Origin of the sequence: Brotaphodocola sp. (genome assembly GCF_050873365.1) — a bacterium.
Taxonomy (GTDB): domain Bacteria; phylum Bacillota; class Clostridia; order Lachnospirales; family Lachnospiraceae; genus Brotaphodocola.
Genome location: NZ_JBNMIQ010000002.1, coordinates 149,144 through 166,542 on the forward strand (window position 1 = coordinate 149,144; position 17,399 = coordinate 166,542).

The window sequence follows — 17,399 nt, forward strand, 5'->3', positions numbered from 1 at the left end:
TCTTCCTCTTACTTCTTAACACGTATCTCTTTGTATTTCTTTGTATCTCTTTCTTCCTTGTTGCTTTATCTTACTCTTGCGCTTTCTCTTTCCCTGTTTTCTGATTACACCCTGCTTCCAAATTTATATCCCATCCCATGAACCGTACAGATATAAACTGGATTTTTGGGATCATCTTCTATTTTCTTTCGCAGATTTTTCACGTGCGTGTCAATCACCCGGTCATATCCGGAAAAGTCCAGATCAAATACAAGCTCGATCAAGTTTTCTCTTGTAAATACTTTCTGCGGATATTTTGTGAGTGCCATCAAAATCTTCCACTCAATCGGTGTCACCGCTATCGCCCGCCCCTTCTTATAAACTTCTTTGCGATCATAGTCGACAGCGAGATCCCCATCGTTCCAGAAAATCTTTTCGGCAAGCGGTTCTAAATCATCCGAAGCGCGTCTGAGCACCGCCCGCACTCTGGCATACAGATTTTTCAGACTAAACGGTTTCGTGATATAGTCATCCGCACCGAGATCAAGTCCATTTAACATATCGTCTTCCATCGTTTTTGCAGTCAACATGATGATCGGAACGCGGGACTGACTGCGAACAGTCTTGCAAATCTCCTCCCCGGACAAATCCGGAAGCATCAAATCCAACACCAGAAGTGAGATCTGCTCGCTCTCAAAAATCCGCAATGCCTCCCGCCCTGTCTCCGCTGAAAATACCTGATACCCCTGTTTTTCCAGATAAGAACTGACCGACTCACGAATCATGCTCTCATCATCAACCACCAATATCGTCTTCATCGTCTAATCCTCACCTTTGTTACTTACCCTTGTTGCTTACCTTGTCACTTACTTTGTTGCTTACCTTTACTGCTTACCTTTTTACTCGCCTTTATCAATGACTCTATTTGCTGTTTAATGCCGTTCCAGTCGAACACCTTATAGCCTCTGTTCCTTTATCAATGACTTTATTTGCTGTTTAATCACCACCACAACAGCTCATCCCCGCACTCTCAAATACCGCTTCGGGATAGATCAGCGGATCAAATTCCTGCACTTCCCGGCGAATTGCCTCCTCATCAATCTGACTGAGATCACCCACGACTTTCACATATGCATAAAACTGATGATCCTCCGTCGAAACCTCAAAACTCTCCTGCGGATACAGATAGAACAGATTTTCCCCAGAAAACAGATCGAGTTTTGTTGAATAATTCGGTACAAGCAGTTGCTTTTCTTCTTTCGTTTCTTTCTCAGACAACGTATTTGTAATCTTCCATTTTACTGGCACATCTGATTCTACCACAATCACTGCCGGGCTGAAACCGTTTTTTGTCAGATTGATGGCAACCTCCTGAATGTCCTGACCCGTCTCATCCTTTGTGCGTCTGGCAACTGCCAGCTGTTCCACCGGGATCTGATAGCCGGAAGAAACCGGTACATTTGCAGACTGTCCATCGCTCTGCCCTATTTGCCCTGTTTTTCCATTTTGTTCCGCTTGGTCATTTTCCTGTCCTTCTCCTTCTATCTGCGTGTCTTCCTGCGGATCTTTCTTCTGGTCTTTCTGCTGGTCCTTTCCTGCATTTTCTGATTGATTTTCTACCTCTTGATTCTTTTGATCGGTGACAAAAATATTTCCCCGGATCATTCCCATCCAACAGGTATACGAAACGGTTCCTGATTTTGTCGGAACAAATTCAATCACATTTTCGCCTTCCGAAAACGTGTGCTCCACACCGTACTCCCGGATCAGCATCTTGTAATTACAACCATTGATCGAACCCTTCGGCGCCTCAATGATCCACTTCACCGGGACTCCCGCCTGCACCGTAATATTCGGATATCTCCTTGCCGACAACGTACTCCTGATCACCTGAGGTTCCGATGTCGGGCTTGATGTTTTCTCCGACGGATCGGTTGTTTCCCCTGTCCTGTCTATCTTATCTGTCCCATCGATGTTGGCTGTCGTATCTCTTTTCTCCGTCCCATCCGTTTGGACGATTTGACTTCTTTGATCGGTTTCGATTCCATTTGTTCCTCCCAAGCGCCATTCGCCTGCATTTCCAGTAGCCGTTTGCATCCCGATCATTCCAACCATCACGATTACCAGCGCGATCATTCCCATCACAACCGGGAGAACGTTTTCCCGTTTTTCCCGCTTGCCCGCCGTTTCAGACAAACACGTTCTCATTTCAAAAATCACACCAAGGACTCCAAGTGCGCTGAAAATCACCAGAAGCTGATCCGCTGAGAATAGCCCTGACAGCGCACCTCCCTGTGCCATCATTGCAAGTCCAAGAACCGCCACAAGAACTGCTCCGACCGTCATCGCTTTCTCTGCAAATTTTTTGCTCAAAGCAGACGCCAGAAAACCAAGTCCAAGCATCAACGGCACAGTGCCAAGACTGAACAGAAACATCGCAAATGCCCCCGCAAACGGATTGCCGGACGCAAGTGCCACAATCTGCATAGACTGAAGAGGTCCACACGGCATCAGTCCATTTAAAAGTCCAATCACAAATGGCTGTCTGTTTTTCTGCTTCTGGGCGTGGATCTTTCTGGCAAATCCGTTTGGCATATGCAGATTCCAACGCCTGAGCCAAGGAAAAATTCCCAACATGTTGATGCCCATAATTACCATAAAAATTCCGGCAATGATCTTCAACATTCCCTGCAGCGCCACAGAGATCCCCATCCCAGAGTTTCCATTTCCACTCAGTCCCATGCCGATAAGACCCAGAAGAAATCCGATTGCCGTATAAGAAACGACTCGCCCCGCATTGTACAGAATGACTGGCTGGGAAATCCTGGTCTTCGTTTTCTTTTTGCAAGTTTCATCGACTTGATCGCCAGAAACAGAAAGACATTGGGAGAGGTTAATTCCTCCACACATCGCAATACAGTGCACCGAGGTCAGCAATCCAATGACAAACATCATGCCATATCCCATCTTTGTGTCCGCCAAATAACTCGGCACAAGGAGATTCAAAATTCCGCTCGTCTGAAGCAGAACATACAGCGAAATCACTGCCAACAGAAGCACAATCATTCTTTTTGCGTTTGCCGGTGTTGTGCCAATCTTCTGCCTTCTGTCGCCCTCCGCCTGCGCTTCAATTTCATAACCAAGTTCTTCAATAATTCTCTGAATATCTTTCGGACGAATCACATCCGAATCATAAACCACATCTGCATAGCTGTTTGCATAACAAACTTTGGCTTCATGGATTCCAGCAGTATTTTTGAGCTTATACTCAATTTTATTCTGACAGTTTATGCATGTCATTCCCGCGATATAAAACCTCTTTTTTACCGCACTTTTCTCACACATCTCACATAATCTCCTTTTTCGAATACACCTGAAAATAATCGTGATCACATATTTCTTAGATAACAGATCACACGGTTTTTTCAAATGCGTCTGTATTCTAACAAAAAGATTTGTGATTTTTGTGTGGTTTTCTTATCTTTTATCGTTTTCTTATATCGTGCAATTCTCTTATTTCTTATCTTTTATTTTTTATCTCCTATCTCTTATCTCGCATTGTTTTCTTATTCGCTATCCGGATATAGGACTTTCCTGTTCGATATTTTAAATAGTATTAGCTGTCACTTGGAGATTTTGTCTCTTATTCAGAAAGCTCCTTGGATCTTGTCTTTCGTTCTGACAAAAACAATCCTGCCAATGTCAGAATCGTTCCTATTCCCGCGAGTAGCGTCAGCTGTTCATGCAAAATCAAACCAGAAGTCACAACGGTAATCACCGGAACCATATAAATATACACACTCGTCTTCACTGCTCCCAATTCTCCAACCGCAAAATTCCATGTGACAAAGCAGAGCGCAGAAGCTCCAAGCCCCAGATACAACAAATTAAACAGATTTACCGGATTTGCAAATCGTGACAATGGAAGTATTGGAGATATTGGAGATAGATTCGGCTGAGCATGAAAAAGAAACAGCATTGGAATCATAGACAAAATCCCATAAAAAAATGTCCTTCGCGTTGAAAGGACAACCGGATAACCAAAACTGCTGATTTTCCTTGTCAAGATCGAATACGATGCCCACACCAAGGATGCCCCGACTGCCAGCAGGTCACCAAGCGGATTGACTGCCAGCTTCTGTCCGTTAAAACTGATCAAACTAATTCCAAACATTGCGACGAGAAATCCCGCAAAGAATCTTGCCTGCAATTTTTCTTCTGACCTCATCAGCAGATGCGCCAGAATCGCTGTAAAAAACGGAGCAATCGATATAATCACCCCACATTGGAAGCCAGCGTAAATGTCAATGCAACATTTTCAAGCAGATAATACAGACAAATTCCGCATAATCCTGCTGTTGCAAATGTCAACTCCTGTTTCCAGTTCTCTGTCTTTAATCTTCTCGGGCAGACCACCAGTAATGCCAGAAATCCCATCACAAACCGAAAAAACAAAATTTCCACAGGTTGAAAATCCTGCAACAAAATCTTTGTAGAGATAAAGGTTGTTCCCCAGATCAAAATTGTGAGAAGTGACGCAAAATGCCCCATTAACATTCTTTTCTTTCCGCTTCTTTTCATTTTTCCAGACTCTACTTTCGCTTCTTTACATTCCACTTTAACTTTTGTATGCTCTTCACGTTTCATCTTAGTTCTCCCTACCTTGTTTCCTCTCAGATCTCCCTATCTTTTCTTTAATTATTTTTATTAAAAATTTCTCGATAAACACCGGGAGCTACTCCGATAAAACTGCTAAAATAATTTGTAAAATGACTCTGATCAGAAAATCCTGTTTTCATCGCAACCTCCAACGGCGGAGCGCCATTTTCCAACAGAATTTTCGCCTCATTGATCCGAATTGTTTCCAAATAACGGTATGGCGTAATCCCTTTTGATTTTGTGAATGCGCGAAGCAGGGTCGATTTGCTCAACCCGGAATAATGACAGATCTGATCCAGATAAATCCGCTCGTCGAAATGCTCTCGGATAAATTCACAGGCTTTTTCAACCTCCTCATAATACAGACGCATCGCTTCCGGCACAGAGCAGACAAATGCTTGCCCGTAATTTTGTATCAACGCTGAAATCAATAGTAGAAGCATTTCTTCTTTTCCAAAATCAGAACTTCCACTCATCACCATCTCATGAAGGGAGCGCAGACAAACTGTAATCTCTTCATTCCAAACGATTGTTTCTGAAAAACCAGAAAATTCCCGCCTCCCTGTTATTTCTTCCACCAGATCGAGCATCACATCTTTAGAAATATTAATCCCCTGGTAATCTAATGTCCTCCCGTCACTCTGAACACAGGCATGATTATCTCCCGGATTAAACAGAATAAGATTCCCTTTTTTGACTTTATACTCTTTATTCTTACATAACAGACGGCGCTCCCCCTCCTCCACAAATCCAATCACATAGTGTTCGTGAAAATGATTCGGAAAAGGCTGTACAATCCCCTCAAAGCGATAGGCTTCTATCCTCAGATCTTCATCATAAACCACTGTCCGTATTTCTTTTTTCATACGCACTTTGCTCCTTTCGGAACATTATTTTACCGCACGCAAATAAAAATGTCTTGTAAGATATCTTCAATTCAAATACAACTTATGTTATTATTCAATTCATTCCCGCAGCTAAGGCTCGCGACTAAAGTCGATTCAAATACATCTCATATTATTATTCAAGTATGGGATGCAGACAACAGTAGAATGGGCAGTTCGATTCAAATACATCTCGTGTTATTATTCAATAGGTAGTGGATGGCTATCCTACTTTGACCAGTTAATTCAAATACATCTCATGTTATTATTCAATCGGATCTGAGCCGTTGGGCATGCACTTGTGGAATATTCAAATACATCTCATGTTATTATTCAATAGTAGGCTGGTGGTATTTTTGTACCCATTTTTCAGAAATTCAAATACATCTCATGTTATTATTCAATTCGAGTGGTGCGTGGACCGTTATCGGTACCCGGCGATTCAAATACATCTCATGTTATTATTCAATGCGTAGCTGTGATCTGGATGCAGGGCGAGTATAACTAATTCAAATACATCTCATGTTATTATTCAATCATCAGATCCCCATCTAAATGATTTGGGTTCAGAAATTCAAATACATCTCATGTTATTATTCAATATTTTTCGTATGTGTCAATGTCCTCTATGATCTGCGATTCAAATACATCTCATGTTATTATTCAATCAACGTTTTTCCGTTGCTTTTCCGGCTTAGTATATCGCATTTTCCTTTATTTTTCAATGTTTTTACATTTTTTTACCAAGCTCTCAATCATTTCAGTAATTATTACTAATATGTTTTAAAAACGCTTATTTTTCAATAATTTCCTTATATTCTCTGAATTTCCACCTGGTAAAATTAACACTCACAAAATAAGATCTTCACCTGTCACACTACCTTCATTCCCCAATACTTCTTCACCCAAGATCTCCTCATTCATTAATTTTATAATACACACAAAATCTTCCTTTTTATCTATCACCTGATTTAACTCATTACGAAGTTTAATCAATTTTGCAGGAGTCATTTCACCTCTAAAAACTGATTTCTGAAAATGAGATAAATACTTTTTACATATTTTAAAAACTTTCTGTACTCGAATCTCATTTACATCGTAAAATACAAATGCATAATTATAATTTATTCTTTTTGTCATGTTTTTCTCTCCTATACAATAAGACCTTCCCAATCACATATACAGATAATACATGAAAACACATGCCAAAGTTTCCTTCAAACAAAACATTTTCCCTTACACACCTACTGCAAATAGATACTCTTATTGAAAGATCAAGCATCTCAACGCCGAGATAAACATTGGAATAGATACTACAAATATATAGTCCCATCGAAAGCATACTTTCAGAAAATCAAAACATCGATCTAAATCCCCGATTATCCCTGCCTCATAGAAAGTACACTTCCGACAGAAAAATCCTAGTTGCTCTAATTCCAAGACTATACGTCTCACCCAACAAAAGTAACACGCTTTTCATCATATCCTAGACGCAAACAGACATGTTACACCAGAAACGAAACATTAAAAAAAACACAGACACGAACGCATACTTTCTACACACATACTTTATAGAAACATAACTGTCAGAACAGTAGAACAGTTGACGTTTGGAACTATGCGCCACCGCAACAACACACACATCTCTTACTTATAGAAACGCGTAAATTTAGTGCCATCTGACAGAGCAAGGATAGCGCAAGAATTCACAGATTTCACCAACATTCATGCAATAAAAACATGCAAGTTTAGCTCATGCTCCATCAACATTCTAATACCCTTCTTTTAAACTAAATGGCTTAAATTCTTTATCTTCCAGAATACACTTAATCAACTTATAACAATCCAATTTTAATGCAGTCCGATAACTCACCTTGCGTTTTAAAACTAGATGTTGAAAAACGGACTCCATTCTGCCCTCAAATGCCTCTATAAAAATCTTTCTTCCCTCATCATTTAAAAGACAGTAATTCACCTTTTTATCGAAATGTTTCTCAACCTGAATTTTTCTGTTATTTACCAAATCAAAAATGGTTCGGTATACAATCACCGGTTTGAACACTTCACTCAAATCCAAACTCAATGAAAACCGCCCTTCGGAAGGTTCATGCAAATAACTGATTCTCTGATCCAAATGAGTCCGGAAAATGGCAGAAATTGTTTTCGTATATAGCAACGTATTTCCAAATGAAACCATCGCATTCATCGGATTATCCGGTGGGCGCTTCACTCTTTTGTTCATCACAAAATCTTCCGGAAGAAAGTGCGGAAAGCAACTGTAAAAACGCATCCACAACTCACCTTCCGCCGACATCAAAGATTTTACATTTTCGGCCTGATCCACCGAACCGTAAAATTCCTTTTTTATCCAGTCAATCGTTTCCTTCACTTCTTTCTTATTGTGTTTATAGTAGTGATATAAAATTTCATAGATATTGATACCAATCCCCCGCACAATCGCTTTTGCGACCTGCATTCTCTGCTCCTGAAATTTCTCCACCTGTCTCACAAGAAGCCGACCACTCATATACTGATCTTTCGGATAAAACGTGCCACTATACCCACCATAATAATTAAAGAAATGAACAACAATGTGATTCTGCCCCAGAAAATCCAGAAGTTTACTGTTTATTGACACCTCATTCAAACAATAAATTTCCTTTGTATTTTCAATCGGAATATAAACATTCTTTCCATCTCTGCGAAAGCAGAGGGAATTGTCTTTCCTGCTCAACTCTCCCATAGACGTAATGTACTTTGTACTTCCCATAAGCATCTTCTCCCATAAATCTAAATATAGCAGTACTCATAATACGCACACTTTTTGCACTTTCCAGCGTTCAACACTTCCGGTATCTTGTCTCCTGCTAAAAGCTGTTCGATTTCCTCTTCATAATCCTTTAATCGTTCTTCTAGTTCCGGTGTAAGTTCCACAATCTCCACTTTATGCGCAGATTTATTCTTCTCAATAAATTCTAACTTTCCTTTCCGGATAATCCCCTTTTCTTTTAAAATTTTCAGATAAAGTAATAACTGCCATCTGGAAGCCTCCACATCTGCATCTGTTTTTTTTACCTCCGTCAAATATTCTTTTGTCAACTTATCCAATCGAACATTCTCAATCGCAATCTCTGTATTATCCGAACTATCCCTCTCTTCATGCAATGCTCTTCCAATCTCAACTTCTTCACTGTTATCCTCTAAGTTCATACGGTTTCCAAACAGATAACACTGACGTTTGCAATGAAAATAATAATTCATCAAAGTTCCCGTTACCTTCGTTTTCGCTCCCTCCTCATAACATTATTTCATTGTTTTGCTGAAAAGTTTCTTAAAATATTCTCGCCAATCACATTCCTTCCTCCTTAACGCCTCTCCTATATAAAATCAACAAACGCCCGATCTTTTCCCTGCAACCGCTCCCGATTCAGTTTTCCATCTTCAAAATACACATCACCATCCTCAATATAAAAGAGTTCACCAATCTTATCGTTGTATTTTTCAACGCTGGCATTCTGATTCGTCTTATAAATAAATTCATTCATCTGACTCATCAGCTCTGACAATTTTGTCCTTTTTTCTGCGTAATCCATCGAATAATCCTGAAGTAACTCTGCATATTTACCCCACAACTCCGAACCACTTATCACCGTTCCATCCGGTCTCTCCAAATCGCGTGCCAGATAAACCGATACGCTCCACTCATCCTCGGAAATCAGTCTCATTCTCTCCTCTATTTTCCGCCAATAAAGTTTCATCACAGACTCTTTAAAAAACGCATCTAATCCATCCTGCCCGACATTTTGAGAAACATTGCGTTTCAAACACTCCAGCACTTCTTTATAGTAGCAATCAAACTGTTTGTGTTCAAAATATTTCCTAATTTCCGAATTCTGTATCGTCAATTCTGTTGCTGTCCGCACATCTTCATTTCCATAGACTGCTCTCTCATCATCCAAATCAAAAAAGTAAACCTTTCCATGTTTGGCAAAAGACCGATTGATTCTTCCAACAAACTGCTCTTCGCTGTCCATCTTGGAAATATCTTTATAACCGATGTCCATATCAAGGTCAACGCCTGCTTCTATCACCTGCGTCGCAACGAGCACAATCCCTGACGTATTTTCTTTTACGCACGTCAAAATTCGTGCTCGCTCTGATACGCTATCATCACCGGACATATATTCCACTTCACAGCTTCCATCCAAACGCTCCCTCAATGATCTATAAAATTCAAACGCAGTTTTCTTTTTGATAAATTCCACTAATACCTTTTTTCTACTCTGCGCAGACACTTCCACATGATCCAGCAATTTTTCTATAAATGCTTCCCGTTGTTCCTCCCGTTCTTCCCTTCCCATTTTTCTCTTCTCAAGCAACTCATAAGAAATGACCGCTCGATTTTTAAAACACGGATGCTGATAATATTTTTCCCGATCTCGATTCAAAAGAACGGCATCTTTCATCTGTTCGGTTATCAGATCCAAATTTGGCAGAGTCGCAGACATAATCAAAACCCGTACATTTAATAAATTGGCAATTCCTTTTAAGAAGTAAGTCATCTCTCCCCAGATTTTATATCGATAACTCTGTATTTCATCTAAGACGATCACACTGTTTGCCAACTGATGAAATGCCATCGCCGATTCTTTTCTCGCTCCAAATATGGTGTCAAACAAACTGACATGCGTAGACAAAATCATCGGATAATTCAAAAACTGCCTGTCCAACAGCGCCCTCTGATAATAGCTTCCCAAATTTTCTTCTCCGCCAGACATTTCCTCTCTCTTGGGAAGATCCACTTTGATCGGAGTCAATGCATTTACCACTGCAATACTATCTAAAATCTCATTTTTCCCCTTAAAAATTTCCTGTAAGGTCTCTTTATTCTGTTCCACCAGCGTATTAAACGGATAAATATAATACAGTTTCTTTAAATGAGGATCTGCTTTCATCAACTGAAAACTCAAATTGATTGCCGTATTGCTCTTTCCGCTTCCCGTCGGTGCTTCCAGATAAAAAATCTTTTCATCAAGATGCTTTTTTAATTCCGTCTCCGCATCAAGAAACATTTCCGTGCGAAGCTCATTCATGTTTGTCACATTCTCTAAGTCCTGTTTTTCCTTCGGATATCCCTCTTTCTGGTACTTTCGGATTCCCTTTATGCGCTCCGTACTTTCATAGGCATCCATCCATCTGCTGATCTCTTCTACGTTTCCAAGCTGTTTCATCTCAACACCTTGCTCAAACTCCGCTGTCGCATAATAATCAGATGCAATCAAAAGAGAATACAACATTCGCACATACACATATTCTGCGATACTCTTTTCTTTGGAAGTTTTCCATTCAATCCATTTACCTTTACAAATATCACACAATTCATTTATACGACTTCCACTAATCTTACATGTACCCTGATAAGCACTACATTTCTTACTACTTATGACATCGACTATATCACACCCTCTCTCCATTCGCATAGAACGTAAAAATGTTAAAAAATCTGTCAGATTACTGTGATGGCGATCAATAATATATGCATGCAACATAATTAATAGCTGAAAAAACGTTTTATTTTTCTTCTCTTCCGGTCTTTTCTTCATTCTCTCTTGTAGCTCTTGCCGAAAATAATCAATATATATCACCGAAGAAATAATCGAATGATTCGAAGAAACATCCTCAAAACAATTCTCTAAATTTTTATTTTCTCCCCTATCATTTTTCATCTTTTCCCGCTGAAATGCAGGATTGATTTTTCCGATATCATGAAATGCAGGGATTCCAAGAATCAATTCTTTCCAAAATTCTTTTTGCTCTTCCGAACAACAACGATCCCCATACCATACCTCAACCATTTGGTCAAAAAAATGATCCAGTTCCTTCTCATTCCAGAGTCTTGCAAAATATTTTACGGTACGTTCAATATGCTCCATCAAAGATTCTCGCTCAATCTCCCCTGTTTCATTCTTTTCGCGAATATGTGCATCAAAATTCTCCGGTTTATCAATTAATTTTGTAACCCGTTCCAATATATTAGAAATCTGCGCTTCCATAATTGCCAATACAATTCCTCCTTTGTGTTTTATTCTTTGAATTTCATTCTAAGGTTTCTATTTCTCCCTCTTTGAGTTTTGCTTTATCCACTTAATCATTAATACGCAAAAGAAGCCCGGCTGTTTCGCCAGGCTTCCCTCTTTTTAATAAAATACAATCTTTTTTCCGTCACTAAGCTGGTAAACCGGCTGTTTATCCATCATCTCGACATAATAATTGGTATACAGAAACGTTCTCAAATGATAATTATTTGTATATGGATCTATCAAATACGGTAATTCTTCTTTATATCTAAAATTACCGATATTTTTCATATGATCATTGAGCCATTCATCATGATCAAGATCTTCCAAAAGTTTTGGATTCGTTTCTTGGAGTTCTTCCCACTGTTCTTCTAAAAGATCCTCCAAATCATCCAAATCAACAGTTACCGTTCTTATCCCTTCTTCTGGCGCAAGACAATCCAACTGTCCCTGTGAAAACTCAACCTCATTCACTTCTTCCAGTCTCACATCTTTGATATCCGCCATGTGATCATTCTTTCCAAGATATGGATAATACACACAGCGACTCTCACAAATCGCACTTTTTAACGTTTCTGCCTCCGGAGAATCAATTAATACTGCAATCTCCCAGCTAGGATTTTCCAACCACTGTTCCTTAACAATCAGATTTCCCCCCTGCTCTCTTGAGGCATATCCAACAGAATTATTAAAGCTCTGTGCCTTCTTCGGAATTAATCCGTGCGGATATACTGGAAGAATCGAAATATGCAAATCCTTGAGTCTCTCATAAAAGTCTGGAAATCCTTCGCTCAATTTTCCTTGCCGACGTTCTTTTCCATAACCTTTCATCTGATTATGTCCATCATACCCCAAAATCGCACCAAACATTCCCAAAAGTGCTATCTTATGAATATTCCCATAAGTAAAATAAACATAAGTATTCACTTCCGGCTTACGAAAACAGGCCGTAGAACCACTCAGCGAAAATCTCAGTATTTCCATTCTTTATACCCTTTCCTGAGTCCGAATATCATACACTTCCATATTATCACTCAATCCACCTATTTCTGTTGTATACGGATTGTAGTATACTTCAATCTTGTGAATCCGATCTTTCAATTTATCCAAAACATCTTCACACTGAATCTGAATTCGATTCTTGTCTCCATTCTTCTCAAATGTTATATACTCTGATAGATTTGGCAGATACAAGTCGCTATCCGTCTCAACAAACAATGCAAATTCATTCTCACATCCAACTTTTGAATTCGTTGCAAATGAAGTAGCTGATACCAGAACGGTTCTATGGAAATTCTCATAGTCCTCCTCGGTATAGCCTTCGGTAACCCCCATCTCAACAAACTCTTTATAGGCCAGTGGATTGATCACAAACGGATAAAAGTAGTGTGCCTCATTGCTCACAATCTTAGTTCCCAATGTGGAGTTCTTTGCCGCTTCCTCTTTATCCTTAGAATCACGGAACGGAGATAAAATCTCCTGTTCTTCCGCTCTCGTTCCCGTATATTTATTTAATCCCTGACCGATCTGAACAGCACCTGTAATAGAAATGTTACTTCCAGATTCTGCAAACGTCGCACCAAAATTTTTGACATCTACCGCAGACATCAGATTTGTCAAAATCTCCTTGATATCCTTAGAGTCTTTCAAATCCTTTACCTGAAAAATCTGCTCATAGCGCTCCTTCAGCGTTCTCGGAATCAATGTCACTTCCCCATTCTTTCCCGACTCTGACAAACGCATCGATTTGATATACAGGACTTTCTTACCTTCATTATCCCACATTTTTTTCATCGGATATTTGAGTGCTTTGTCACTTCCGAACACGGTTCCATCACTGATCGTCTTTGGAAATCCCGTAAAATCTGCATTCCAGTTTGCCATGATTGAAGAAATTCCAATCACTCCATACACACGCTTATTCATTTCTTTTCCTCCTTTGTATATACAATATTGTTCGCTGCATATCCCCATATAAACATCTCTACATCGAATGGCTTGTCCGGAGTATACGCCATGATCATTGCCAAAAGATTCTTCACCCGTCTCGAGCCATCAGAAATCGCATAGTTATACTTTGTATAAAGTTGCGTCAATCTCTGTCTCAAGGCTCCATTGCTCGTCGTATTCAAAAACGGATTGATCAATGCCTGATTTCTATCCCCTGCTTTACTCAAAGAAATTAGATACGCAACCAACTGTCCGACTGCAAAATAATATTCGTTATCGTGATCCTCCTCAATATAGGATGTCTCTTCTGATAATATCTTCTGTTTTACATACTCCATGACTTCGCACGCTGATCTACCCACACTATCATCCTCCTCTTTTGAAAAATATGCCTTACTCGACCATCTGAAATTCAATTGCCAATCTATGCGTTCCGATTGATTTTCCAAAACAGAACGTTTTAGTGCATTTAATGAAGTTGGCTCCAACACACTTTCCAAACGTTTATCCTGATCCACTCCGAATGCAGTAACACTCCACTCTCGAATTGCCTCTCTCGCTCTCAGAATATCACACCGCATCTTATCATCCACTGTACTGACCTCTGATGCTTCCAACCAGAGATTTCCATTCAGATAGTTCCAAAAGACTACATCATTGATGCAATCCTTCAGCATATTTCGACGTTCAATTTTTCCAAACCGCTTTGCATACTCAGGATGCCTTGTATACTCCGTATTGGTAAAATTTCTAAAATAAAACGGAATATCCATTTCCTGCTTATATCCAGATAAATTATCCTGCCACGGAATTTCTGTCTCTTTTCCTTTTTTCAATCGCAAAAAGTATCCTGAATTAATATGTTCCTCGCAAACTTCATTACCACCGCATGCATAAATCTTATTCTGATCGGTATCTACATAAATGTTCAAACGCCCTATCGCAGCCTGATTCGTAAGATAATTAAAAAATTCCTTTTGTTGCATAACCTGATGCTCATTCAGCAGATATGGTGCCGGATACTTGCGCGTCTTAATGGAAAGAAAAGGTTTTTTCACATTCATTCCAAGATTATCATCTGGTAGTCCAAAAATCTCTCCATTTATTTCTACATTATAATCATTGTTGTTATAAATATTAGGAAGGATATAGCGCTGATCCTCTCGAATATATTCTTCCTCACTAGCCTCAAAAAAGATTTTCAAGTAATCTTTCTTGCTTAGATCAATTCCTTCTAATGAAAAAATATGATCCTTGATCCATTTTCGGCAACGCTCTAACGCCTCCTGATCAACCGCTCCGTTCTTCTCTTCAAAATTCCGATAAATCCTTACTGCCTCTTTGGACTTTCCGTACTTTTTGCCGACGGGATCTAAAAGCGTATCATAATATCCATCAATAATTTCTTCGGTCAATTTTCCTGATACAAGACTGTCTTTCTTTATCCAAAACGACCATTCATTGTCTGAATGAATTACTTTTTTTGCATCTATTGGTTTATTCATAGAAATCAAGCGACTATGATAATCCATAAAACACAATTCTGAAAAGTGAAGTCCTTTTCTGATTTCTTTTGTTTTTTTATCTAGTTGAATTTCTTCCTGTACCCGAATAGTTCCATCTTTTGAGACTATTAGATATGTACCATTTGCTGGTACATATTCATCTAAAATTTTTTGTTCTCCCCCTCCTTGCTCTTCCAAAATCTTTTGAAAAACTGCAATACATCCCTGAAGCATCCATTCACCTTCCTTCTTGGAATTGCCTATATCCAAATATTGTCTATTCAAAGACTTCTATATTAAGATATAGACAATTCCCCTTATGCCCTACCTAAAAGAATTATTTTAGAAGCATTTATAGTTTACAAATCCAAAGCCTCGGCTTCCGCCCTCTCCCAGACCCGTTCCCAGAGCCAAATATGCCAGATTCTGAGCCATCTCATTATCTGAGATTTGCAATTCTATCTTATCTCCAAGAAGCGCAATATTTTTATACGCCGTTTTTATTGGTCCCTCATTTAAAAATCGAAACAACGTATATAAAGAAAAATCTTCTTTTATCTTTTGATCTGTAAAGTAATTCCATTTCTTTATCAAATTTACACGAATGCGCTCCTCATACTCTTCTTCCGGCATAAACGTCTTCCAATAGCCCTTGCCTGGATTTTTTATAATCACCGGAGTCAATGTATATAAAGAAGTAATTACTTTTTTCGGAAGTATCCTCACTTCTGCGGTCAACGCTTTTATTTCCCGAGTATGTTCATTTACTGCAATCTCCGTAAAATAACGTGCCAATTCCGGTCTGACTGTGCGAATCGTGAGCGTATAAATTTTACCGGCTTCATAAATATAATTGGATTCACATTTAAATGGCAAATCGAAACAATATCCTTTCGGATACGTTGCTTTATGTAATTCCAATAACGCTTCATTTTTAGCAAATCCCTGATCAAGTAGCGCCGTTATTGCCGATTGTGTGTCTTTTAATGGAAGTTCTTTTAACATATACAATTTCATGCGAATTTCATAGACTTGTAATTTCATTCATTTTCTCCCTTTCTGTTGTATTTTTCGTTTTCATCTATCTTATGTTTGTATAATAGCATGCTTATCGTTTTACGTCAAGTGTATTTTTGATATATTTATATATTCTATTGAATATATTTTTTAAATCAAAACACATCATAAAATTTTATAATAATCTAAAACTATATTTCTTTATGACTATCTCTTTCACACATCACATGTTACTTTTCAAATACTTACGATACAATTTATATAATCTATATTCAAAAACACCCTGTGTTACTATTCATCACATCCAAATGCATACATGCTCACTATTATATCCATTTATCGCCCGTAATGCAACACTTAAACACTCATATTCATTCAAAAAAATTATTCCTATCTATATTTCTGCATCCCCCGATCGAATATAAACTAGTTTATATTTTATAAAAGCTCCCTACACTTTTTCTTAACTCTACTGAAAAAATATTTTATATTATTATTTCACAAGAATAAATTTTAGATACTCCAAATCAATAATTTCTGGATTCTTCTTTATGATCTCCTGAATAAAATATGATGCTAATCCCTGATTGAGATCATACAAGTATCCCATATTACCATTTCCATCCTTATTAAACGGAGCATATTTTTCTTTACAATATTCCAGTATTTTTTCTTTATGTGTACCATACTTAAGTGGATATTTGAGAACATGATAATCGCAATTCACTCTACGGCCATCCTTCTCCCAGTTTGTCCAATCAGCAGTAGAATTATCAGGTCTTGCGCTATCCTCACAAGCAGCTTTTACTCGACTTATAGCCTGAATATATCCATCTGAACAATGAAAAATAATATCTCCTTCACGAACATCCAAAAGTCTATCCCAATGATGCATAGTACGACCATCCTTGGTAAACTTCGGAGCCCAGATAAATTGACCCGTTTTCTCTTCGTTGTATGTATCTCCCTGGAAAACAAGATATGTCATCGCCTGTCCAGCTACTCTTTTCACCGTCACATGTTCCTTTATTGAACTTACTCGCTTACCTGAAACTGCTACTTGATCCTTTAATATTTTAAGTTTGGTCTGATCTTCGTCTACTCTTTTAGCAGCTTCAGCAGCCTTCGCTTCTTCTAATTCTTTCTTTATCGCATCTGCATCCGCTCGGTCTACTGGTATGAGAAACTTTTCAAACGCTATAGGATATGCAAATTTACTGGTCTTACTTGCAAACTCAACAGTAATATACCTATTATCCTGCTCTGTAACCGTACCAACACCCAATACACCTATATGTTTTATTTGCTTATTGATTAAATTAACCATC

12 protein-coding genes, 1 pseudogene and 1 CRISPR repeat array are annotated in these 17,399 nt (G+C 38.7%); all 13 genes and pseudogenes read right to left on the minus strand.

Features of this window, described 5'->3' with window-relative positions; translation table 11 throughout:
* Nucleotides 1-104: 104 nt before the first annotated feature.
* Entirely contained in the window at nucleotides 105-797 is a 693-nt protein-coding gene (locus ACR0QT_RS01870; RefSeq protein ID WP_432629206.1) for a response regulator transcription factor, read from the minus strand.
* A 178-nt stretch (nucleotides 798-975) separates the two neighbouring features.
* Nucleotides 976-3,324 (minus strand): urease accessory protein UreH domain-containing protein, encoded by a 2,349-nt coding sequence (locus ACR0QT_RS01875; protein ID WP_432629207.1) that lies wholly within the window; start codon nucleotides 3,322-3,324, stop codon nucleotides 976-978.
* Nucleotides 3,325-3,622: 298 nt separating this feature from the next.
* Nucleotides 3,623-4,560: pseudogene (locus ACR0QT_RS01880) on the minus strand (DMT family transporter).
* Between the two features lie 113 nt (nucleotides 4,561-4,673).
* Entirely contained in the window at nucleotides 4,674-5,504 is an 831-nt protein-coding gene (locus ACR0QT_RS01885; protein ID WP_432629208.1) for a helix-turn-helix domain-containing protein, read from the minus strand.
* Nucleotides 5,505-5,573: 69 nt separating this feature from the next.
* Nucleotides 5,574-6,190: direct repeats of the CRISPR family, unit length 30 nt; unit sequence ATTCAAATACATCTCATGTTATTATTCAAT.
* 181 nt (nucleotides 6,191-6,371) lie between these two features.
* Complete coding sequence (gene cas2, locus ACR0QT_RS01890; protein ID WP_432629209.1) at nucleotides 6,372-6,662, minus strand: CRISPR-associated endonuclease Cas2; 291 nt, start codon at nucleotides 6,660-6,662, stop codon at nucleotides 6,372-6,374.
* A gap of 631 nt (nucleotides 6,663-7,293) precedes the next feature.
* The gene (gene cas1b, locus ACR0QT_RS01895) at nucleotides 7,294-8,292 is read right to left on the minus strand and encodes a type I-B CRISPR-associated endonuclease Cas1b (RefSeq protein ID WP_432629210.1); all 999 of its coding nucleotides are present in this window, start codon (nucleotides 8,290-8,292) and stop codon (nucleotides 7,294-7,296) included.
* A 20-nt stretch (nucleotides 8,293-8,312) separates the two neighbouring features.
* Nucleotides 8,313-8,783 carry a CRISPR-associated protein Cas4 gene (locus tag ACR0QT_RS01900; protein ID WP_432629292.1) on the minus strand — a complete coding sequence of 157 codons (471 nt, stop codon included), beginning with the start codon at nucleotides 8,781-8,783 and terminating at the stop codon, nucleotides 8,313-8,315.
* 116 nt (nucleotides 8,784-8,899) lie between these two features.
* A complete protein-coding gene (gene cas3 / locus ACR0QT_RS01905; protein WP_432629293.1) occupies nucleotides 8,900-11,575 on the minus strand; it encodes a CRISPR-associated helicase Cas3' in 2,676 nt (891 codons plus the stop codon).
* 144 nt (nucleotides 11,576-11,719) lie between these two features.
* Nucleotides 11,720-12,583: a type I-B CRISPR-associated protein Cas5b gene (gene cas5b / locus ACR0QT_RS01910; RefSeq protein ID WP_432629211.1), complete on the minus strand. Its 864-nt coding sequence runs from the start codon at nucleotides 12,581-12,583 to the stop codon at nucleotides 11,720-11,722.
* Between the two features lie 3 nt (nucleotides 12,584-12,586).
* Nucleotides 12,587-13,525 (minus strand): type I CRISPR-associated protein Cas7, encoded by a 939-nt coding sequence (locus tag ACR0QT_RS01915; RefSeq protein ID WP_432629212.1) that lies wholly within the window; start codon nucleotides 13,523-13,525, stop codon nucleotides 12,587-12,589.
* A complete protein-coding gene (locus ACR0QT_RS01920) occupies nucleotides 13,522-15,288 on the minus strand; it encodes a hypothetical protein (RefSeq protein WP_432629213.1) in 1,767 nt (588 codons plus the stop codon). The genes ACR0QT_RS01915 and ACR0QT_RS01920 overlap by 4 nt, the downstream gene beginning before the upstream one ends.
* A gap of 108 nt (nucleotides 15,289-15,396) precedes the next feature.
* Nucleotides 15,397-16,098: a CRISPR-associated endoribonuclease Cas6 gene (gene cas6 / locus ACR0QT_RS01925; protein WP_432629214.1), complete on the minus strand. Its 702-nt coding sequence runs from the start codon at nucleotides 16,096-16,098 to the stop codon at nucleotides 15,397-15,399.
* Nucleotides 16,099-16,564: 466 nt separating this feature from the next.
* Nucleotides 16,565-17,398 carry a hypothetical protein gene (locus ACR0QT_RS01930; protein ID WP_432629215.1) on the minus strand — a complete coding sequence of 278 codons (834 nt, stop codon included), beginning with the start codon at nucleotides 17,396-17,398 and terminating at the stop codon, nucleotides 16,565-16,567.
* Nucleotide 17,399: the final 1 nt, after the last annotated feature.

Excerpts from the sequence above, each read along its gene's own strand:
- ACR0QT_RS01870 (WP_432629206.1), bottom strand. The coding sequence starts at position 797 with ATGAAGACGATATTGGTGGTTGATGATGAGAGCATGATTCGTGAGTCG.
- ACR0QT_RS01875 (WP_432629207.1), bottom strand. The coding sequence starts at position 3,324 with ATGTGTGAGAAAAGTGCGGTAAAAAAGAGGTTTTATATCGCGGGAATG.
- ACR0QT_RS01885 (WP_432629208.1), bottom strand. The coding sequence starts at position 5,504 with ATGAAAAAAGAAATACGGACAGTGGTTTATGATGAAGATCTGAGGATA.
- cas2 (WP_432629209.1), bottom strand. The coding sequence starts at position 6,662 with ATGACAAAAAGAATAAATTATAATTATGCATTTGTATTTTACGATGTA.
- cas1b (WP_432629210.1), bottom strand. The coding sequence starts at position 8,292 with ATGGGAAGTACAAAGTACATTACGTCTATGGGAGAGTTGAGCAGGAAA.
- ACR0QT_RS01900 (WP_432629292.1), bottom strand. The coding sequence starts at position 8,783 with ATGAATTATTATTTTCATTGCAAACGTCAGTGTTATCTGTTTGGAAAC.
- cas3 (WP_432629293.1), bottom strand. The coding sequence starts at position 11,575 with ATGGAAGCGCAGATTTCTAATATATTGGAACGGGTTACAAAATTAATT.
- cas5b (WP_432629211.1), bottom strand. The coding sequence starts at position 12,583 with ATGGAAATACTGAGATTTTCGCTGAGTGGTTCTACGGCCTGTTTTCGT.
- ACR0QT_RS01915 (WP_432629212.1), bottom strand. The coding sequence starts at position 13,525 with ATGAATAAGCGTGTGTATGGAGTGATTGGAATTTCTTCAATCATGGCA.
- ACR0QT_RS01920 (WP_432629213.1), bottom strand. The coding sequence starts at position 15,288 with ATGCTTCAGGGATGTATTGCAGTTTTTCAAAAGATTTTGGAAGAGCAA.
- cas6 (WP_432629214.1), bottom strand. The coding sequence starts at position 16,098 with ATGAAATTACAAGTCTATGAAATTCGCATGAAATTGTATATGTTAAAA.
- ACR0QT_RS01930 (WP_432629215.1), bottom strand. The coding sequence starts at position 17,398 with ATGGTTAATTTAATCAATAAGCAAATAAAACATATAGGTGTATTGGGT.